Source organism: Sporosarcina sp. HYO08, from assembly GCF_001563475.1.
In the GTDB taxonomy this organism is placed as follows: domain Bacteria; phylum Bacillota; class Bacilli; order Bacillales_A; family Planococcaceae; genus Sporosarcina.
Map to the genome: position 1 here is coordinate 122,387 of NZ_LPUT01000001.1, position 19,080 is coordinate 141,466.

Annotated in this window: 23 protein-coding genes; 15 read left to right on the forward strand and 8 right to left on the reverse strand. The window is 40.2% G+C overall.

What is annotated here, in order from left to right; all coding sequences use genetic code 11:
* The first annotated feature begins 3 nt into the window (after window positions 1-3).
* Window positions 4-927: an ABC transporter ATP-binding protein gene (locus AU377_RS00610; RefSeq protein WP_067402538.1), complete on the forward strand. Its 924-nt coding sequence runs from the start codon at window positions 4-6 to the stop codon at window positions 925-927.
* Complete coding sequence (locus tag AU377_RS00615; protein WP_067402541.1) at window positions 917-1,531, forward strand: ABC transporter ATP-binding protein; 615 nt, start codon at window positions 917-919, stop codon at window positions 1,529-1,531. The genes AU377_RS00610 and AU377_RS00615 overlap by 11 nt, the downstream gene beginning before the upstream one ends.
* 60 nt (window positions 1,532-1,591) lie before the next feature.
* On the opposite strand, the gene AU377_RS00620 is transcribed toward AU377_RS00615, so the two are convergent.
* Entirely contained in the window at window positions 1,592-2,035 is a 444-nt protein-coding gene (locus tag AU377_RS00620) for a hypothetical protein (RefSeq protein WP_067402543.1), read from the reverse strand.
* A 130-nt stretch (window positions 2,036-2,165) separates the two neighbouring features.
* Here AU377_RS00620 and AU377_RS00625 point away from each other — a divergent pair, with 130 nt between their 5' ends.
* Window positions 2,166-2,648 (forward strand): PaaI family thioesterase, encoded by a 483-nt coding sequence (locus AU377_RS00625; protein ID WP_067402546.1) that lies wholly within the window; start codon window positions 2,166-2,168, stop codon window positions 2,646-2,648.
* A gap of 455 nt (window positions 2,649-3,103) precedes the next feature.
* Window positions 3,104-3,589, forward strand: a complete 486-nt coding sequence (locus AU377_RS00630) for a YusW family protein (protein ID WP_067402549.1) — start codon at window positions 3,104-3,106, stop codon at window positions 3,587-3,589.
* A gap of 90 nt (window positions 3,590-3,679) precedes the next feature.
* On the opposite strand, the gene AU377_RS00635 is transcribed toward AU377_RS00630, so the two are convergent.
* Entirely contained in the window at window positions 3,680-4,954 is a 1,275-nt protein-coding gene (locus AU377_RS00635; protein ID WP_067402552.1) for an erythromycin esterase family protein, read from the reverse strand.
* Between the two features lie 78 nt (window positions 4,955-5,032).
* Between AU377_RS00635 and AU377_RS00640 the strand changes: the two genes are divergently transcribed.
* The 3 genes from AU377_RS00640 to AU377_RS00650 all read left to right on the forward strand — a co-directional run bounded on the left by AU377_RS00640 (window position 5,033) and on the right by AU377_RS00650 (window position 6,454).
* The gene (locus AU377_RS00640; RefSeq protein WP_067402555.1) at window positions 5,033-5,260 is read left to right on the forward strand and encodes a hypothetical protein; all 228 of its coding nucleotides are present in this window, start codon (window positions 5,033-5,035) and stop codon (window positions 5,258-5,260) included.
* Between the two features lie 72 nt (window positions 5,261-5,332).
* On the forward strand, window positions 5,333-5,647 hold the full coding sequence (locus AU377_RS00645; protein WP_082731865.1) for a DUF4870 domain-containing protein: 315 nt from the start codon (window positions 5,333-5,335) through the stop codon (window positions 5,645-5,647).
* A gap of 192 nt (window positions 5,648-5,839) precedes the next feature.
* Entirely contained in the window at window positions 5,840-6,454 is a 615-nt protein-coding gene (locus AU377_RS00650; RefSeq protein ID WP_067402561.1) for a YitT family protein, read from the forward strand.
* A 6-nt stretch (window positions 6,455-6,460) separates the two neighbouring features.
* Here the strand turns inward: AU377_RS00650 and AU377_RS00655 are convergent, their stop codons facing one another.
* Window positions 6,461-6,832, reverse strand: coding sequence for a hypothetical protein (locus AU377_RS00655; RefSeq protein WP_067402564.1), 372 nt, complete (start codon window positions 6,830-6,832; stop codon window positions 6,461-6,463).
* A 333-nt stretch (window positions 6,833-7,165) separates the two neighbouring features.
* Between AU377_RS00655 and AU377_RS00660 the strand changes: the two genes are divergently transcribed.
* The 4 genes from AU377_RS00660 (at window position 7,166) to AU377_RS00675 (ending at window position 11,828) form a co-directional block, all read left to right on the forward strand.
* Window positions 7,166-8,365: an MFS transporter gene (locus AU377_RS00660; RefSeq protein WP_067403864.1), complete on the forward strand. Its 1,200-nt coding sequence runs from the start codon at window positions 7,166-7,168 to the stop codon at window positions 8,363-8,365.
* A 132-nt stretch (window positions 8,366-8,497) separates the two neighbouring features.
* Window positions 8,498-9,688: an MFS transporter gene (locus tag AU377_RS00665; protein WP_067402567.1), complete on the forward strand. Its 1,191-nt coding sequence runs from the start codon at window positions 8,498-8,500 to the stop codon at window positions 9,686-9,688.
* 133 nt (window positions 9,689-9,821) lie between these two features.
* Entirely contained in the window at window positions 9,822-11,006 is a 1,185-nt protein-coding gene (locus AU377_RS00670) for an MFS transporter (RefSeq protein ID WP_253724344.1), read from the forward strand.
* A gap of 102 nt (window positions 11,007-11,108) precedes the next feature.
* Window positions 11,109-11,828, forward strand: coding sequence for an NAD-dependent deacylase (locus tag AU377_RS00675; protein WP_067402573.1), 720 nt, complete (start codon window positions 11,109-11,111; stop codon window positions 11,826-11,828).
* On the opposite strand, the gene AU377_RS00680 is transcribed toward AU377_RS00675, so the two are convergent.
* Window positions 11,825-12,436, reverse strand: a complete 612-nt coding sequence (locus AU377_RS00680) for a DUF3298 and DUF4163 domain-containing protein (RefSeq protein WP_067402576.1) — start codon at window positions 12,434-12,436, stop codon at window positions 11,825-11,827. The genes AU377_RS00675 and AU377_RS00680 overlap by 4 nt on opposite strands.
* 109 nt (window positions 12,437-12,545) lie before the next feature.
* Between AU377_RS00680 and AU377_RS00685 the strand changes: the two genes are divergently transcribed.
* From AU377_RS00685 to AU377_RS00700, 4 genes are all read left to right on the forward strand, one after another.
* Window positions 12,546-12,998: a YkvA family protein gene (locus AU377_RS00685; protein ID WP_067402579.1), complete on the forward strand. Its 453-nt coding sequence runs from the start codon at window positions 12,546-12,548 to the stop codon at window positions 12,996-12,998.
* Window positions 12,999-13,248: 250 nt separating this feature from the next.
* The gene (locus tag AU377_RS00690) at window positions 13,249-13,989 is read left to right on the forward strand and encodes a metal ABC transporter ATP-binding protein (RefSeq protein WP_067402583.1); all 741 of its coding nucleotides are present in this window, start codon (window positions 13,249-13,251) and stop codon (window positions 13,987-13,989) included.
* Window positions 13,989-14,846 carry a metal ABC transporter permease gene (locus AU377_RS00695; RefSeq protein ID WP_067403867.1) on the forward strand — a complete coding sequence of 286 codons (858 nt, stop codon included), beginning with the start codon at window positions 13,989-13,991 and terminating at the stop codon, window positions 14,844-14,846. The genes AU377_RS00690 and AU377_RS00695 overlap by 1 nt, the downstream gene beginning before the upstream one ends.
* A 22-nt stretch (window positions 14,847-14,868) precedes the next feature.
* The gene (locus AU377_RS00700) at window positions 14,869-15,795 is read left to right on the forward strand and encodes a metal ABC transporter substrate-binding protein (RefSeq protein WP_067402586.1); all 927 of its coding nucleotides are present in this window, start codon (window positions 14,869-14,871) and stop codon (window positions 15,793-15,795) included.
* A 78-nt stretch (window positions 15,796-15,873) separates the two neighbouring features.
* Here the strand turns inward: AU377_RS00700 and AU377_RS00705 are convergent, their stop codons facing one another.
* Genes AU377_RS00705 through tenA form a run of 4 tightly spaced genes read right to left on the reverse strand, consistent with a single transcriptional unit; the run spans window position 15,874 to window position 19,040 of the window.
* On the reverse strand, window positions 15,874-16,875 hold the full coding sequence (locus AU377_RS00705) for an ABC transporter substrate-binding protein (RefSeq protein ID WP_368664415.1): 1,002 nt from the start codon (window positions 16,873-16,875) through the stop codon (window positions 15,874-15,876).
* Window positions 16,872-17,612 (reverse strand): ABC transporter permease, encoded by a 741-nt coding sequence (locus AU377_RS00710; protein ID WP_067402592.1) that lies wholly within the window; start codon window positions 17,610-17,612, stop codon window positions 16,872-16,874. The genes AU377_RS00705 and AU377_RS00710 overlap by 4 nt, the downstream gene beginning before the upstream one ends.
* Window positions 17,609-18,358 carry an ABC transporter ATP-binding protein gene (locus AU377_RS00715; protein WP_067402596.1) on the reverse strand — a complete coding sequence of 250 codons (750 nt, stop codon included), beginning with the start codon at window positions 18,356-18,358 and terminating at the stop codon, window positions 17,609-17,611. Before AU377_RS00715 ends, AU377_RS00710 begins: the two co-directional genes overlap by 4 nt.
* Entirely contained in the window at window positions 18,345-19,040 is a 696-nt protein-coding gene (gene tenA, locus AU377_RS00720) for a thiaminase II (protein WP_067402599.1), read from the reverse strand. The genes AU377_RS00715 and tenA overlap by 14 nt, the downstream gene beginning before the upstream one ends.
* Window positions 19,041-19,080: the final 40 nt, after the last annotated feature.

The following is a 19,080-nucleotide window of genomic DNA, read 5'->3' on the forward strand; positions in this document are numbered from 1 at the left end:
GAAATGCCTATCTTAGAAGTTGAAGATTTATCTATATCATTTAAGCAATATACAAGTAAATGGCAACAAGAGACATTAACTGTTATTTCAGGTTTAGATGTTGTTTTAGAAGAAGGCGAGATTCTTGCGGTCGTCGGTGCGAGCGGTTCGGGGAAAAGTTTGCTTGCCCATGCGATTCTTGGCATACTTCCTGGAAATGCAATTCAGAGCGGCACGATTAAATATAAGGGTGAAACGTTAACATCCGCAAGACAAGAGGAGTTGCGGGGAAGTGAAATTTCACTAATTCCGCAGTCCGTCAATTATTTGGATCCTTTGATGCGTGTTGGGAAGCAAGTGCGCGCTTCTGCTAAATCGGGAGACCCAGTCACTTTGCAAAGAGACGTTTTTGAACAGTTGCATTTACAGGAGGGCGTTGAAAATCTTTACCCGTTCCAACTATCGGGAGGGATGGCAAGGCGGACGTTGTTATCAACTGCGATGGTCAGCGGTGCGAAAGTAATCATTGCAGATGAACCAACGCCTGGACTTGATCCTGTTGTCATTAAAGAGGCGCTCAAAAATTTTCGTGCTTTTGCCGATCAAGGATGCGCAGTCATGCTGATCACGCATGATATTGAATCAGCATTAACAATTGCCGATAAAATTGCCGTATTTTACGCGGGAACGACGATGGAAATTGCACCTGTCGAAAATTTTAAAGGGAAAGGTGAAGCTTTGCGGCATCCGTACAGTAAAGCGCTTTGGAACGCACTGCCGCAAAACGGTTTTACACCGATCCCAGGATCACAGCCACAGTCGAATGCATTGCCGCCTGGATGTCTATTTGCGCCGCGCTGTCCAATTGCAACGCCGGCTTGCGGTGAAGCAAGACCGGAAATGCGTGAACTGCGGGACGGAAAGGTGAGGTGTATTCATGAAGATTGAGGCGAAAAATCTAGGATTTCGTTATGATGGGTATCCTTGGTTATTTCGAAACGTTGATTTAACCATTCAACCCGGGGAAATTGTAGGGCTGAAGGCTCCGAGCGGCTATGGGAAAACATCGCTATGCAAAATTTTAGCTGGATATGAAAAGCCAGTAGAGGGCGAAGTATTGTTAAACGGTGAGCCAATCAATTCAAAAGGCTTTCACCCTGTCCAATTGATCTTTCAACATCCAGAAAAAGCCGTGAATCCGCGTTGGAAAATGGACAAAGTATTAAATGAAGGATGGCGTCCAGATCAATCCTTATTAGACTTATTAGGAATTGAAAAAGAATGGATGACGCGGTGGCCAAACGAGTTATCAGGTGGCGAACTGCAACGTTTCTGTGTCGCAAGAGCGCTTGGACCAGATACAAAATTTTTGATCGCAGATGAGATGACGACGATGCTAGATGCGATTACACAAGCGCAAATTTGGCATGCAGTGCTTGAAATTGTCCGTGAAAGAAATATGGGCATGATCGTCGTCAGCCACGAGGAAAAACTTGTTCAAAGACTTTGTCATCGTGTGATTAATCTAGATGAAATAACATCCCGTATGTAATATGTTAACATGAATAAGCAGACGATCCCGTTGCAAAGAAATTTTCACGGGATCGTCTGTTTATTTTTGACTATTGATAAAAAAATGTTGGAGCCATGCTACATCGATGGGTCCACCAACGATTTCGTAGTAATTGGAATCGCTTTGTATAATGATATTTTCATCTAGAAAGATCGTCAAGACATTATGGTTATTATCTTTTAGACTAATACTATACCGAGGCTCGACGACATCAAAAATGACCTCTTCCTGTTTTAGTTTACGGATTTGGTAATTATCTAGAAAGCTGATCAGATCATCAATTTTCCCCTCATCTTCAACCATCCACGTATTCGGAGTAGCGCCAGTAGTAGAAGGTTGATTGAATACAAGAGAAGTAAATTCAGTATCGAGTGAACCGACGAAATCCCGAAAGTTTTTTTCATTGTATTCGGTGTAGGATTGAATCATAGCGTACGTTCCGCCGACCAATATGATGATGAGCAGGAAAGCCCTCATTTTCACGTGTAATTCCTCCTGAAAATCGTTTCTACAGTATACGCAAATCAGACAGATAAAATTAGTAATCTGACCTCTGAAGATTCAGAAACTAGTGTTATACTTAAATGAGGTATGAGAACGGGAGGGATGTGCAATGGAAAATAAAGTAGTACATGCAATTCAAGATGATTATCCAGACGATTTTGCCTGGTGTTTTGGATGCGGTCGTTTAAATGAAGGAGGATATCATTTTCGAACAGGTTGGCAAGGAGAGGAAACAGTTACTTTTTACGGGCCCGAACAGAAACATATGGCGCTTCCTGGATTTGTTTATGGCGGCCTCATCGCGTCATTTATAGATTGTCATGGAACAGGATCTGCCGCACTTGCCCTACATCGGAAAAACGGACATGAGCCGGGTAGCGGAGAGGAACCGCCTCGGTTTGTTACTGCCTCGTTACATGTGAATTATGTAAAACCGACGCCTCAAGGGAAAGGATTGAAAGCGGTTGGGAAAGTGGAGGAAGTCCATCCAAAGAAATGGAAAGTAGCAGTGGATGTTTTTGCAGATGATGTACTCTGCGCAACTGGGGAAGTTGTCGCAGTCGTCATGCCCTCCACTTTTTTACAAAAATAAATAAATGTTAAAAGCACTGACTAACAATCAGTGCTTTTTTGATTTTCATTAAATACAAGATTAAATGTGAAGCATTATTAAAATGAAAAATGTATGCAATCCGAATAGATGGGTAGACTGCTTGGGCGGAATCGGATTAACTTGACTTGGTAGTTGTTAATAGAGGAATTGCGAACGTCAATTGCCTCCGAATTAAGTTAAGCCTCCGATGATTTCAATATACGTACCAAGGGGGGATTGAATATGAAAAATATAATTGACAGCTTTGGCGTCATTATAATGGTCATTATGGCTGGAAAACGTGAAAGTGATTTGATTGAAAAATTGGTGGAGGAAGGACGAACAAATAGGCTGTAATCGAACAATTTCGTAAAATACAGCTGCAAGATCCAATGTTTAACTTCTATGGAAAGAGGCAAAATTAATGGCATAGGACTTAGAAAGGTTGTGAAGCGATGAAAAAGTTTACGGTAATTTCAGTAATCGCGTTGTCAGGTGTATTAATACTTGGCGCTTGCGGAGGGAAAAATACGAATACGACGCCAGAAACGACAAACCCGCCAGCTACAAATGGACAAGGAAATACAACGACACAAGAAAACACAAATACTGTAAATGAAGCAACACATGATTATGGCTTTCAAAAATTTGATCTTGAAATCGATGTCGATGGCAAAGACGCGATTGATGTAGATTATAAGACGAGTGATATTGCGGATTCAGATTATGAAAATAAATTAACGAATATCAATGTAACTGGTGACGCGGCGATGGACGAGCTTCATAAATTATTTATGGAGTTAAATATTACAGCAAATAAAGCACAGCAAGAAATCATTGATCAAATCATGAAATACTTTAGCTTGGATTCGTATTCCAAGTTTGATCTTGAAGTAGACTTTAACGATGGGACAAAACTCAATATTGAAGATGTGAAGTAATTTAAAGGGGCTGCTGTTGCAGCCTTTTTTGACTTTAATGTAGATAAAAAGCGAGGAACAAGTACCGAAATTGGCACTTGTTCTTCTTTTCTATACATTCACTATAGGTGCCCCAACGTTAATCGGCTGTAAAGCCTTTGTTCGATCAATATAAATGAAGGCATCGTATCGGTTGCCAATTTGTGAAGGTACGTAGTTGCCATACATTTCAAATTCAGGGTTATACACGACGCCAATCGCGCGATGTCCGATCCAATCTTGAAAGTATTTTCGATTTTCTTCCGTAAAAAGGAAAAGCTTATCTTGGCTGCCCATGCGATGAAGCAAGTCTTCCCAGGAATCTTGTTTAGCAGGGGGGACATTGACAATTTTATGTGGCAAGCCCCATTTTTCCGCTGCAATGACGGTACCGCGATGTGTACCAAATCCTACTGTATAGATCTGATCTGGATGATATTGCTCACGAAGAATTTGACCAATATTTAACATACCTTCCGCTTTCATAGCTGTTGCCCGGGCATCCCCTATATGGGTGTTATGTTCCCACACAATCATTTTTGTATCTAAACCATGATGTGCACGAATTTCGTTAATCGCTTCTACCATATGTTCATCCCGAATATTCCACGAAGCGGCATTGTCTTGCATCATCGCTCTATAATAACTTTCAGCATTTTTGGCTACAAGCGCATTCATCTTAATATTTAAATCGGATTCCTCCGTATCTTTATAATATTGCGGGTGCGACCGAATGGAAGCGAGCAGCTGGCTGACTTCGTCGATGCAATCTTGGGAAAAATGGACAGTTGAAATGGCATATTGTTCCGGATAGCGATTATACGGCTCAAAGCAAGAAAAAGCCTTTTTTGCTAATTCGAGATCCGCTCCCGCGGGATTTGTATCTGTCAAATACCGAATGATTTCATCAATCGATTCCCATAAGCTGTATAAATCAATGCCATAAAAACCGACTTTTTGTATAGCTGTTTTATTCTGATTAAATTTTTTTAGCCAATTAATGAGATTGGAGATTTCTTCATTTGCCCACATCCAAGTTGGCCAACGATGAAAAGCTTGCAGTGCTTGACCGACAATTTTATCACTTGTGGTATAATCTTTAATATAGCGATTTACCTTTTGAGCGGATGGCCAATCACCTTCCACTGCAATCGAGGTGAATCCTTTTTGTTCGATCAGCATTTTTGATAACCGTGCTCGTACTGTGTAAAACTCCGATGTGCCATGGCTTGCTTCTCCAAGACAGACAATTTTTGCATCGCCAATTGCTTCAAGTAAAGGAAGCAGATCATCGTCAGATTCAAAAGGAAGTGCATAACGTTTCATCGTATCGAAAGAAGATTGCATATAATTGGGTACCTCATTTCTTCGTTGTGCCAAAAGTATGCCCACATATCATTTCAATATGTAAAGGAGGAGTTTTAAATGGAACTAACGCCGATCCTCATCGTAGCCATCGTGATGACTGTCCCAATCGTAGCAATTTTCACGGAACATAATCGAAGAATTACAAGAATGAAGGCAGAGTTTTTAAAAGAAGAAATTGAATTAGAAAAACTAAAACAACAAAATTATGTGCTTGAAACGGAAAAAATGAAGTTAGAATTAGATAAGATGAAACTTGAATATTCAACCAAGCAAAAAATCCATTAAAACTTACTTGGAACTGAAACATCTCGAAGTCACATACGTATATGTAAATAGATGTATTTGGAGGTGTTTTATTTGGAAAAAGTAGGAATGAAAGTATTAATTCATGCGAGTGCTTTTTTCGCTCCCTATCTCGTTCCTTTTTGTATTTTTCTAGTCGCTCATTTCACGGAAGACGAAGAGATTAAACGATTATCGATCCAGGCGATTCTATTCCAACTTGTCATGGGTCTTTTTGTTTTTATTTCAATCTTGCTCATCGTACTGATCATCGGCATTCCAATGGTCATTGCATTTGGCATTATGTGGATCATCGTGCCGATTATCGGAATCGTCAAAGCATTGAATGGTGAAGATTATAACTATCCAATCGTAGGAAGATGGATTTGAGGGGATGCCCCGAAAGTGCCAAGCACCACTAAACACTGTTAAAATAGAGTATCATTTTCTAATTTCGATACTCTGTTTAGTGTTCAAGGTGCCTGGCACTTTGTTTATTTTTTGGATTCAAACGGTTGTACTGTGAAGTTTTGCTTGGGACATACATATATATCTAGAAAGTCAAGGTATAGGTGGGATCCCATGTTCTTTTTTTATAAGACGATGACGATATTTATTGGCAGTATTTTGATTGCAATCGGGTTAAATGTTTTTCTCGTACCTTTTGGATTAATGGAAGGCGGCGCACTTGGCATTAGTCTGGTATTCCATTATCTGTTCGGAACAAAGGTCGGCTTGACGTTTTTAATCATTAGTGCACCCATTTTTATGTTAGCATGGGTTTATTTCCGTAGATTTTTCTACAACGGCATTCACGGTATGCTTCTTTCTTCGATCATCATTGATTTTTTCTACCCGCTCCATCATTTGGGAGGGGAAACATTGACAACGCCATTGGTCAGTGCTGCAATCGGCGGCATTGTCATTGGAATGGGGATCGGTATTATGCTGAGGGCAGACATTAGTATCGGGGGAATCGATTTACTGGCGCAAATGATTGCGAAAAAACTGCATATAAATGCCGGTATTATGATTTTTTTACTGGATGCTTTAATTGTTGTTGTTGGCAGTCTTCTGGTCCATTCCATTTATTTAATTTACTCCATTACAACAGTTATTTTTGTAGGTATAACAGCCAGCTTCATTGTCGATCCGAAAAACATACTAAGACCAAACAAAAAAAGCGACCAAGTTTGAGAAGACTCAAACTTGATCGCTTTTTTTACTTGTTTTACAGTTCACAAATCCTGTGTACGTGTCGATTGTGTTTGTCACAATCACAGCAAATGCAATAAGACCCATCACTGTATTCAAAATATACGTCGTTTTAGCAATGGACTGATCGTATAAGTTGGATAGATACGGAATAAATTCCGGGGAAAAAATATTGGGATTCATGATGACCGCAAAAAGCAATGCAATCCACATGACATTGACGACTAAATTGCTGACAGCGTGTTTTAAAGTCCATTCGATCTCCTCGGATTTGTACGAAGTCATCAGCAGCTCTAGCATAATCATGACTAATGTGAAAGGGAAGTAAGCTAATAATGTTTCTCCATTAAAAATAGTCAACTGTATTCAACCCCTTATACTTCTGATGAATGGATAGTATTCCCCAAAATATTGTAAATCAGTCATTCAATTCCATAGAACATTAGCTGCTGGACGAGTTCTTCTATTCGTTTCTATTCCCGCTTGTTAATAATTTGAATCTTATTTCATCTATTTTTGATTAATTCATGGACCATTGGTGTGCTAACACAAGTATGGGAGCTTTTTTGAATGGATATACAAATAAGAGGGGGAGTCAACATTGTTATGTAACGTTAAGATATAATGGGAATTGTCAGTTATCGTTATGGTGATGAAAGGGAAGTGAGAATAATTACTACAATAAAAAAAACAATGCCTTTAGGAAATCCTGTTTATCCGATTATGTTTGCGATTGGAGGGTGTCACCTCCTAAATGATACATTGCAAGCCGTCATTCCAGCGATTTTCCCAATACTTGAGGCAGAACGGGGTTTTTCGTTTACACAATTAGGGTTCGTGCTTTTCGCATTAAATATGGTTGCCTCGGTTCTGCAACCTGTCATTGGCTACTATAGTGATCGGAAGCCAAGACCGTATGCTTTACCTTTTGGAATGGCATTTTCACTCATCGGAATCGGAGGAATCGCTTTCGCTGCGAATTATTGGCTAATCATTCTTTCAGTGATGCTGCTCGGTTTTGGTTCGGCTGTATTTCACCCAGAAGGATCACGTGTTTCCTATATGGCGGCAGGTTCCAAAAGAGGGCTGTCCCAGTCAATTTTCCAAGTTGGTGGAAATACTGGACAAGCTTTAGCTCCTTTAATTAGCGCTTTCATATTAGTTCCTTTAGGCCAAAGGGGAGCGGCGTTATTTATGATTGTAGCTGCAATTGCGATTTTCATTATGATGAAAATTTCTGCGTGGTATAAAAAACGATTGGAACAAGAAGAGCAGGGGAATCGAAAAAAAGTAATGCTTTCATCCATTGGTGTGTTAACACGTAAGCAAATTATGATTGCACTTATTCTATTGCTTGTTGTCATTTTTGCACGTTCATTTTACGTGACAAACATGACGAGCTTTTACATATTTTATTTAATGGAGAATTATGGGTTGAAAATTAAAGAAGGGCAATTGTATATTTTTATTTTTATGGCACTGGGTGCAATTGGAACATTTTTCGGTGGACCGATTGCGGATCGAATTGGCCGTAAAAATGTTATCGTATTATCTCTTGTGTTACCGATTCCATTATGCATCGTACTTCCATATGTTCCACTTTGGATTGTGATCCCATTAATAGTCATAATTGGCTTTTTCATCATGCTTAGTTTTTCAGTCACAGTTGTCTATGCACAAGAGCTTGTACCCAGTAAGATTGGCACAATGTCAGGCTTGACGGTCGGTCTTGCCTTTGGAATGGGTGCGGTGGGCGCGGTTGTGATTGGAATGTTGATGGATCAGATTGGCATTGCGACGACAATGATCATCGTTTCCTTTTTGCCAGTTATTGGACTTGTCGGCTTGGCGTTACCAAAAGATGGGAAAATCACTTCAAAGGCTGCGATGTAATTTATCAACTGTGTTCACAACACTTGTTTTTTACCTTTACATTTATTATAATGATGAGTCGCCATTTTTTGATTCGGTAAACTTGACCGAAAATCGGGAATTTGGGTAACATAGGGAAAGAGGGTAAAACAGTTGGAACGTGAACAACAAAGAAAAATGATTATATTAATGGTGAATATGTTTATCGCCATCGGAAGTTTCGGTATTATTATTCCCATTTTGCCTGCCTACTTGTTATCGATCGGCCAGGCCGGAACGGCAGCGGGTTTGATGATTGCCATTTTTGCAGGCGCACAGTTTGTCATGTCGCCGATTGCAGGAAGATGGACAGATCGATATGGACGTCGCATTATGATTATTGTAGGGTTAAGTATTTTGGCGATATCGATGTTTGTTTTTTATTTTTCTGATTCAATCGCCGTCCTGTACTTGTCTAGAATCATAGGGGGGATTGGTGCAGCCTTATTGGTACCGGCTATTTTTGCATATGTCGCAGACATTACGACACTTGAGCAACGTGCAAAAGGGAATAGCTACATATCGGCCTCGATGTCTCTTGGCATTGTTGTGGGTCCTGGTATTGGCGGGTTTTTAGCAGATTACGGATTGAAAGTACCACTTCTTGTTTCGGCGATCGTTGGTGTATTTGCCGTCATTTTTTCAGCAGTTATGCTCGAAGAAAGCATGGACAAAGGCACTGTAACAGTTTCGGATGACAAGCCAACACCGATGGCAAAAGAGATCGCACAATCATTTAGCAAACCTTATTTTATTCCACTCTTCATTGCGCTTGTTATGAGTTTCGGTCTCATGGCGTACGAGTCCGTGCTCGGTCTTTTTGTAGATAATCAATTCGGTGCTTCACCGAAAGACATCGCGATTATGGTAACATCGACAGGTATTATTAGTGTCATTATTCAATTACTTGCAGTTGATTGGATTGTACGACGTTTCGGAGAGTTAGCAGTGTTAAGTATTTTTCTTTGTGTCGCAGCGCTTGGCTTTTTAGTGTCGATCTTTGCGCCAAGTTATGTCTTGTTTTTTATCATCACAATGATTATATTTTTATCAACGTCAATTTTAAGACCTGTTCTTACGACACTTGTTTCGAAGTTAGCGGGGAATGAACAAGGCTTTGCCATGGGGATGAATAATGCGTATATGAGCATCGGGAATGTGCTCGGTCCATTATTTGCCGGATTGTTGTATGATGTGCACATTTCACTCCCGTTCCTGTTAGGGTTTATTGTATTAACCGTGACGACATTGGTATCTGTTCTTTGGAAAGGACAGCGTAAATTGAAGGTACAGCAATCTCAATAATGGGATTGCTTTTTTTTATGTAGTAAAATTCATATATCGAACGAATAAATGCTGTTCTTCGTATCGGCATTCGTAAGCGCCAAGGCGTTCCATTTTTATATAGATGAAAAAAAGTCTGAAAGGAAGTACGCAGTTGCTTAAAGAACCAATTTGGACCAAACCTTTTATTAGTTTATTTTTTACAAATATCGCAGTATTTATTGTCTTTTATGGGCTTGTTGCAACTTTACCGCTTTATGCAATTGGTGAACTTGGCAGAACCGATGAAGAAGCTGGGTTGTTAATGACAATTTTTTTACTTTCCGCCATAATTGTCCGCCCATTCACAGGCAAAATTTTAGATTTAGCTGGTAAAAGAAAAATGCTATGGTTAAGTTTGTTCCTGTATTTGATTTGTACTATTCTTTATTATTTTATTCCTTCCTATCATGGACTTTTAATCCTTCGGTTTGTGCAAGGGATTTGGTTCAGTATCGTGACCACTGCAAGCGGGGCATTGGCGGCGGATACGATTCCTGTTAAACGACGAGGTACTGGACTTGGTTATTATGCCATGTCTACGAATACGGCAGTCGTGCTGGGTCCCATTATTGCACTTTATCTGATCCAAACCTACTCATTTCATGCGTTATTCATTGTGCTAAGTGTGTTAATGATGATTGGATCGGCAAGTGCGGTCATCGCGCCAAAAGGCACTGTTTCTAAAGTGCAATTGGAAAGAAAACGATTAACGATTCATGACTTGTTTGAAAAAAATGCATTGCCTATCGCATCTCTTGGGAGTTTACTCGCATTTTCCTATGCGAGCGTATTATCTTATTTATCTATCTATGCACAGCAGAAAGGGATTCTAGAATTTGCAAGCTCCTTCTTTTTCGTGTTCGCTGCAGTGATGTTGTTAACTCGTCCATTTACTGGGAAAGTCTTTGATGAAAAAGGACCCAAATACATTATTACACCTGGATTTGTCTTTTTTATTATTGGATTAATTGTATTAGCATTTTCAAAATCAGCGTTTACGTTTTTAATCGCAGGCGGATTTATCGGCCTCGGCTATGGCGCTCTTGTACCAAGTTTCCAAACATTAGCGATTCAGTCGGCAAAGCAGGAGCGGAGCGGTTATGCGACAGCAACCTTTTTTACATTATTTGATACGGGATTGGCGGCAGGATCATACGTTCTTGGTTTAGTCGCTATCTACTTTGGATATCAGTCTATTTACTTTGTGTCATGTGGCGTTCTGACGGTTGTATTCTTGTTCTATCTGCTAACATCGAAGAGGCAAAAAGGTAAAGCAATTATGCATGAAGGGAACTAGGCTATTTCATCTTAATTGTCAATCCATGGTAGAATGGTGAAAAGGGAAGTATGAGTTGACAGTATGGGTCAATATTTCCCAGGGAATGAGGGGGAGGATGACGTGTTAACGAAATTACTTAAAAATGCAAAGCGAACGATTGTGTATACTGGAGCAGGTATGTCAACGGAAAGTGGTTTGCCGGATTTTCGTTCGGCGAAAAAGGGGCTTTGGGAAGTAGAAGATCCATCACAAGTGGCAAGTACGGATGCATTGAATCGGGATGTGGAAAGATTTTTCCAGTTTTATCGAAAACGTGTATTAGGTGTGAAAGATTGTCAGCCACATGAAGGGTATCGTATCTTGGCGGACTGGGAAAAGCAAGGCGTTATTCGCGGGATTATTACGCAAAACGTAGATGGTTTTCATTCGGTAGCTGGTTCTCAAAACATTATGGAACTTCATGGAACTTTGCAACAAATCCATTGTCAATCATGCGGACAAACGTATTCCAATGATCGGTATGAAGAGGAAGTATTTTACTGTGAATGCGGCGGCAAGCTAAGACCATCTGTTGTCTTATTTGGAGAAGGACTGCCCGAGGAACCATTTATGAAAGCCATTCATGAGAGTGAGCAGGCAGATTTGTTTATTGTACTTGGATCTTCGCTTACCGTTTCACCCGCAAATCAGTTTCCGATACTTGCCAAGGATAGCGGCGCAAAACTTGTCATCGTCAATTTAGAACCGACCCAATTTGATCATTATGCGGATCTTGTCATAAACGATCGGAAAATTGGTGAAGTTTTGGCGGAAGTAGATCGGAATATCGTGAATACTTAAGTAAAAGACATCATTCGGTCCAGTGGAGAATTTGGCTGGACGATGTCTTGAAGATCTAAAATAGGAATTGGGAAGTATGGGAATCCCCATGCATAAGGTGCAATTTCATATAATTGAAAGTAGATCACAAGCGAAGTGTCTGCAATATAAAAATCTTGGTCACTGCGAATTCCTTTAAAAGGTTCAAGTAATTGGATATTCCAGTCCTTAATTTTCTTGCTAATGATTGCTGAAATTTTTTGTTCATAATTACTATTTGGTTTAAATAAGTCTTTTAGTGTGTACTGCTTGCCAGTTTTCGTGTCAAAAGTTAATGATTGAACTGTTGTCATTCCGTGTGCACCGCCAGTAAACGAATAGACAATCAAATTCAGACTTAAAATACCTCGTTCATTTGTCTTGATTTCATAGTTGGCTAATAATTCTACAAGACTAGGGGCGTAAAAGTCTCGTTCGACAAGCAACTTGTTCAAAGCGGAGACGATGGCATGGTTGATGCGGCTTTGTACATTGGCATTTTGTAAATGAACGACAGCTGGGTAATAAACAGTAATACTGGGAGATGCATGCGGCAATTTTTTCGTTACGATGGAAACAGGTAAATCCAATGCAAACGTCCTTTCTTTCTCTATTGAGTAATATAGGTTATGTAAGGTTGCATTAGGAAAGAATGAATAATTGCAAAAATGTTATATTCAAGAAGGAGGGAGGATTTCCATGTCCTTGAAACAAAAAGAAGTTGAACAACCAATGATAGACTTTGATCCAGAGGCGGGATTACAAACATCCCCCGAACATTATTCTGATGAAAAATTTTGGGACAAACTTAAAAAGGTTGGCATGCAAATTGGGGAAAAGTCGGTTTATTATAGTTTGCTGCTTTTCTATGCAGCTAAAAGTCCTTCTGTTCCCAAATCGTCAAAAATGATTATCCTTGGAGCTTTAAGTTACTTGCTCTTGCCGGTTGATTTTATCCCGGATTTTATCCCTGCCATCGGATTAGCTGATGACGCAAGTGTTATTGTTGCTGCTGTTTATAAAATTGTTCAGCATTTAGATGATGACATGAGAAACGCTGCCAAACACAAAGCAAAACAAATATTCGGTGAAAAGTTTGACGTTGATCATATCGAAGATCCTTCAAACAGTAAAAATGCAATGGAACGTTAACTGCAACATCATGAAATGACGAATGCCTATACTTTCTGCAAATTCAATGCAGGAAGTATAGGCATTTTTTAAAAACTTTTACTTTACTTCTTGGGCCGGATATTTTATTATAGTAACAAGAAAGTTTCCTTAGGGAAACATTATGTTTGATCGATGATTTGCCCTCTATTTTAGGAGTGGCAAAAAAATTTATGAAAAATGTTTCCCTAAGGAAACATTTGCATATAAATAGATGTACGGAGGTGCGCATATGAAAGATGCCATAGCAGTTTCTAACCTAAATGTTTCTTATTATGGAAAAGAAGTATTGCATAATATCAATTTTTCGATTGAGCAGGGAAAGCTCACCGGTATTATAGGTCCAAATGGCGCGGGGAAGTCAACATTATTAAAATCATTATTAAATTTGATTGGAAAGGATAAAGGAGATATTATGCTCCTCGGATCAAATTTAAAAGGAGTGCGGAAAAGAATTGCTTATGTACCGCAACGTAGCACGATCGACTGGGACTTTCCAATTACAGTGAAGGATACTGTGCTGATCGGCACGTATCCTGCAATTGGGTTGATGAAAAGACCGAGTAGGAAAGAGAAAGCATGGGCGATGCAATGTTTGGAAAAAGTCAATATGGCTGAATATCAGGATCGACAAATTGGAGAATTATCCGGTGGACAGCAGCAACGCGTCTTTTTGGCTAGAGCACTTGCACAGAAAGCAGATTTGTTTTTACTTGACGAGCCATTTGTCGGTATTGACGTTACAAGTGAGGAAATGATTGTGAAAATTTTGAAGGAGTTACGGGATGAAGGGAAAACGATTATTGTCGTTCACCATGACTTGAAAAAAGCGGAAGAATATTTTGACGAACTGCTCTTGTTGAATCGTGAACTTATTGCCGCCGGAAGTGTGAAGGAAGTTTATACGCCAGGAATCATTGCGAAGGCGTATGGCAGTCAGTTGTCGTTTTTAAATGAGGTGATGGCGAAATGATGCGTTTTATAGAGGCTATTCAATTTTATGAATTCCTACAAAAAGCGCTCATTACTTCAGTCATGGTAGGCATCATTAGCGGAGTGATTGGCTGCTTCATTATTTTGCGCGGCATGGCTTTAATGGGAGATGCCATTTCACACGCCGTTTTGCCTGGGGTTGCAGTTTCTTATATGCTTGGTATTAATTTTTTTATTGGAGCAGTTGTCACGGGAATTTTAACCGCGATAGGGATCGGTTATATTAGTCAAAATAGCCGTGTGAAAAATGACTCTTCGATTGGGATTATGTTTACATCTGCATTTGCACTTGGGATTATTTTGATCACGATGTTAAAAAGCAGTTCCGATCTGTATCATATTTTGTTCGGGAATGTATTAGCCGTTCGACCGTCCGATATGTGGATGACGTTGCTGATTGGGGTCATTGTTTTAGGGAGTGTTTTTTTATTCTACAAAGAGTTGCTCGTTAGCTCATTTGACCCGATTATGGCACAGGCATATGGTTTACCAAATAAGCTTATCCACTATTTTTTAATGACATTATTAACATTGGTTACGGTTGCTTCATTACAAACTGTAGGGATCATTTTAGTCGTAGCGATGCTAATTACGCCCGCTTCGACAGCCTATTTACTAACCGACAGACTATCGATCATGATATTTTTATCCGCCTTCTTTGGCATGATATCCGCGGTCGTTGGATTATATTTGAGCTTCACTTATAATCTTGCCTCTGGGGCTACAATTGTATTAGTCGCCACTGCACTATTTATTGCAACGTTCATATTTTCTCCAAAACAAGGCGTTTTTTGGAGAACGATTCGTGCAAATAAACAAAAGTCAGCTGTGTCATAACGAGAAGGAGGGAATGTTTTATATGAAAAAGCGAATCATGGGGATTGTGCTCGTTGCGCTAGCACTTTTCTTATCCGCATGCAGCAATCCTTCTACGAAGGAAAAAAGTGACAAACTGCAAATTGTTGCCACATACTCTGTCATTTATGACATTGTCAAAAATGTCGGAGGAGATTTGGTAGAGGTATACAGCTTAGTGCCAATCGGTACGGATCCACACCAGTATGATCCGTTGCCGCAAGATGCGGTCCGAGCGACAGATGCGGATGCTATATTTTACAATGGCTTAAATTTAGAAGAGGGAAATGGATGGTTTCAGAAGTTAATGGAATCAGCAGGAAAGTCCGGCGACAATGCACCTGTGTTCCGAGTGAGTGAAGGTGTTGATCCGCTCTATTTAAGGTCGAGCGAACAGAACGGGGCGGAAGATCCACATGCTTGGCTAGATGTAAGAAATGGTATTTTGTATACTGAAAAAGTTCGAGCTGCATTGATCAAAATTGATCCTGAACACAAGGATGTTTACGAAAAAAATGCTGCTGCCTATATTCAAGAGCTTGAAGCACTTCATACCGAAATTACTGAGCTGATGGCGAGTATCCCAAAAGACAAACGTGTACTTGTCACTAGCGAAGGGGCTTTCAAGTATTTTTCCAAGGCGAATGATTTTGAAGCAGCTTATATATGGGAAATTAATGCACATAGTCAAGGAACACCCGAACAATTGAAAAGCATTATTGATATTGTAAAAACGAAAAATGTGCCGGCCCTATTTGTTGAAACGAGTGTGGACCCTCGTAGTATGGAAATGGTATCGCGTGAAACAGGCGTGCCGATTGCTGGCAAAATCTTCACTGATTCTCTTGGTAAACCTGGGGAAGAAGGGGATACGTATATGAAGATGTTGAAATGGAATGCGGAAATGATTTTCAATGGGTTAGGCAAATAATACAAAAAGCAGCTAAGACAGTAAAGTCCTAGCTGCTTTTTTTCTAGACGCCGGGCTAGGCAGCGCCCGCCGCTTTTGTTAGTTCATATTCACAAAAATACCATCAAGATTCGCTTTGTTTTTGAGTAATCCACTTTCTTCCATCCAATTAGCTGTTACTTCCCATGTTTCTGGATCTTGTTCGCCAAATGTTCCAGGTGCTTTCATTTTTGGAAGGAGAATGGAGAGGGATTCAACTTCAACCTCTTCAATCAGCGGGAAGTTCGCTTCGTCCTGATTTTTTAACAAAATCGACAATGCCTCTTCTGGATCATTTTCCATATCATTAAATGCTTTTTCTGCTGCGCGCCAAAATGCTTCAATATTCTTTTGTTCTTTCTTCCAAGTATCCCCACTCGTTACGACGACAAGCTCGTAAAAAGAAGGTACCTCATAATCAGTCGGGTCGATATAGCCAGTAGCATATCCTTCATATTCAAGAAACGGCACTTCATGGTTAATATACGCACCGATGACGGCATCTGTTTTCTCCGAGATCAATGAGGAATTGAGTTCGAATCCAACATCGACCATTGTTACTTTGCTATAGTCCGCTCCATCTGCTTTCATCATCGTTTCAAGCATCGCTTCGTTCAATGGAATCCCTGAAAAGCCGACTGTTTTTCCTTCCAAATCTTTAGGTGATTGAATGCCGCTATCCTTTAAAAAGGCAACATGATTTAACGGTGAACGGACGAGTGTACCGACAGACTTTACATCAATATTTTGTTCGGATTTTGCAATAATGACATCCGGTTGATACGTAATGCCCATCGTTACTTTTCCAGCCGCTGCCAGGTTAATAGGATCTGTCGGGTTTGCAGGGAATTGAATATCTACTTCAATGCCTTCCGCTTCAAAATAACCTTTTTCCTCTGCAACATACAAAAAGCTATGTACAGCATTCGGATACCAATCGAGCATAATGCTCACTTTTTCTGTCTCGCTCCCTGTTTCGGCACCAGCTTCTGTTTCATTATTACACGCACTCAGTAATAACATAAGCGCAATGCCCACTAAAAACCATTTTACTTTCTTCAATTTTTCAACCTCCATCTAATCATTCGATTTTCTATAAAATTCACACATATAAATAGTGAAATACCGATCAGTGTTAAAATGAATATGGGAGCAAATACACCAGCTCCATCGAACTGTGTCATCATTCGCCTACTGAAGTAGCCAAGCCCTGCTTGTGCCCCGAGCCATTCTCCAATTGCTGCACCGATGACGCTAAGCGTTACAGCTACTTTTAAGCCGGAAAAGAAATGAGGCAGAGCGATTGGCACTAAATATTTTAAGAAAATATCTTTTTTTGTTGCACCCATTGTTAAAAATAATTCTTCGTTCTCCTTGTTTCCGGATGACAGTCCATCGAATGTGTTCACAGTAATCGGGAAAAAGGTAATTAAAACCGTAACGGCAACTTTACTCCAAATCGTATAGCCAAACCAAAGTACGAAAATGGGTGCTAAGGCAATCACAGGAATCATTTGCGATGCAATTAAAATTGGATAAAGTGCATTTCGAACGTACGCATTCGAAGACATCCAGATTGCGATGGCCGTGCCTAATCCGATAGAAATAATCAGTCCGATGAGTATGATCAATAAAGTTATCGGTAAATGCTTGAGTAAAAGCACTTCTTTTAATTCCCAAGATTTTAGTAAAATTTGGATGGGTGAAGGCAAAATGAATGATTTATCGATCAGCCGTGCACCGATTTCCCAGATCGTAAGGAATACAATGACAATTAGTACCGTAGATGCATTTTTCATAGCATCACCGCTTCACGCAATGCTTGCAGTAAACGTTCCTTCAATTGAAGAATATCTGAGCGATGCAAATCGCTACGATTTCGCGGCCTTGGAAGTGGCACCTCGATTTCCTCGAATGATGTGACAGGACTGTTTTTCAACAGGAAAATCCGATCCGAAAGAAATAAAGCTTCTTCCACATCATGTGTAATGAACAGTACCGTAGCTTTGCGTTTTTCCCATTGATTGACTAGCCATTCTTGCATCGATAACTTTGTAATGGCATCGAGTGCAGAAAAAGGTTCGTCTAATAATAGTAGCTCATTGCCGGAAAGGACAGCGCGCAGAAAAGCTACGCGCTGTTTCATCCCACCAGAAAGTTCTCCGGGATATTTATCTTCTGTACCGGCAAGACCGAACTCTTTTAATAACGGCTTTACTTGCTCATGGGCTGTTTTCTTTTTAACATCCGCGATTTCAAGGGGAAGACAAGCGTTTTCTAAGATCGTTCGCCACGGTAAGAGTAGATCTTGCTGCGGCATATAACCAACTTTCCCAAGGAGTTGACCATTCGAATTGCCTGCTAGTGAAATGGCACCTGTTGACGGCTCGTCCAGTCCAGTAACAAGGCGGAAGATGGTGCTTTTCCCTGAGCCGCTTGCACCGACAATCGAAATAAATTCACCAGATTGGACGTTAAACGAAAGTCCATCTAGAATATTGCGGCTCCTCTCATACCCGAATGTTACATTGTCAAACGCCAACATTTTCCAGTTCTGCTCCAGGCCACATCTGTTTGTTCATTGCCATATCCCAGAACATATATTCAAAACGTGTGGTATTCAGGAAGATTTCCTCAAGTTTCAATAGCTCATGTTCTGGCTTTCCTTCAGCTGCTTTGTCCATTAACTCAATGCACCATCTCGCAAGTTCTCCAAATTCTTCTGAGGAATACATACGGATCCAATCACCGTATAACGGGTGGTCTGCTGCACCCGGAATGGCATTTAATTCTTTTCCAATTTCCCAATAGCTCCATGCGCAAGGCAGCAGGGCAGCGATTACTTCTGCAACCGTCCCATTTTGACACACATGCAGCATGTAATGCGTGTAAGCTAGTACGATTGGTGATGGTTTTGCCGATACAAGCTCCTCATGTGTAATGCCGAAGCGTTCTGCGTAGCTTCGGTGAAGCGCCATTTCCGTATTTAACGTTCCATCGAGAAGGGAAGCGAATTTGCCCATTGTCTCCAAATCATCATTTGCCTTTACCGCACCGATTGCGAATACCTTCGAATAATCGATCAAATATAAATAATCTTGTACCATATAAAATCTGAATTTGTCCGGATCTAGTGTCCCATCGCCAATTCCTTGGACGAACGGATGACTATGATTCTGCCTCCAAATTGGTAACGTTTTTTCAAGCAAGCGATCAGTGAACTTCATTTCCCCAACACTCCCTTTGAATTTTTATCCAATTATTGCT

Excerpts from the sequence above, each read along its gene's own strand:
- AU377_RS00660 (WP_067403864.1), top strand. The coding sequence starts at position 7,166 with ATGCCTTTAGGAAATCCTGTTTATCCGATTATGTTTGCGATTGGAGGG.
- AU377_RS00640 (WP_067402555.1), top strand. The coding sequence starts at position 5,033 with ATGGAACTAACGCCGATCCTCATCGTAGCCATCGTGATGACTGTCCCA.
- AU377_RS00700 (WP_067402586.1), top strand. The coding sequence starts at position 14,869 with ATGAAAAAGCGAATCATGGGGATTGTGCTCGTTGCGCTAGCACTTTTC.
- AU377_RS00615 (WP_067402541.1), top strand. The coding sequence starts at position 917 with ATGAAGATTGAGGCGAAAAATCTAGGATTTCGTTATGATGGGTATCCT.
- tenA (WP_067402599.1), bottom strand. The coding sequence starts at position 19,040 with ATGAAGTTCACTGATCGCTTGCTTGAAAAAACGTTACCAATTTGGAGG.
- AU377_RS00625 (WP_067402546.1), top strand. The coding sequence starts at position 2,166 with ATGGAAAATAAAGTAGTACATGCAATTCAAGATGATTATCCAGACGAT.
- AU377_RS00610 (WP_067402538.1), top strand. The coding sequence starts at position 4 with ATGCCTATCTTAGAAGTTGAAGATTTATCTATATCATTTAAGCAATAT.
- AU377_RS00630 (WP_067402549.1), top strand. The coding sequence starts at position 3,104 with ATGAAAAAGTTTACGGTAATTTCAGTAATCGCGTTGTCAGGTGTATTA.
- AU377_RS00695 (WP_067403867.1), top strand. The coding sequence starts at position 13,989 with ATGCGTTTTATAGAGGCTATTCAATTTTATGAATTCCTACAAAAAGCG.
- AU377_RS00690 (WP_067402583.1), top strand. The coding sequence starts at position 13,249 with ATGAAAGATGCCATAGCAGTTTCTAACCTAAATGTTTCTTATTATGGA.
- AU377_RS00710 (WP_067402592.1), bottom strand. The coding sequence starts at position 17,612 with ATGAAAAATGCATCTACGGTACTAATTGTCATTGTATTCCTTACGATC.
- AU377_RS00635 (WP_067402552.1), bottom strand. The coding sequence starts at position 4,954 with ATGCAATCTTCTTTCGATACGATGAAACGTTATGCACTTCCTTTTGAA.
- AU377_RS00650 (WP_067402561.1), top strand. The coding sequence starts at position 5,840 with ATGTTCTTTTTTTATAAGACGATGACGATATTTATTGGCAGTATTTTG.
- AU377_RS00685 (WP_067402579.1), top strand. The coding sequence starts at position 12,546 with ATGTCCTTGAAACAAAAAGAAGTTGAACAACCAATGATAGACTTTGAT.
- AU377_RS00715 (WP_067402596.1), bottom strand. The coding sequence starts at position 18,358 with ATGTTGGCGTTTGACAATGTAACATTCGGGTATGAGAGGAGCCGCAAT.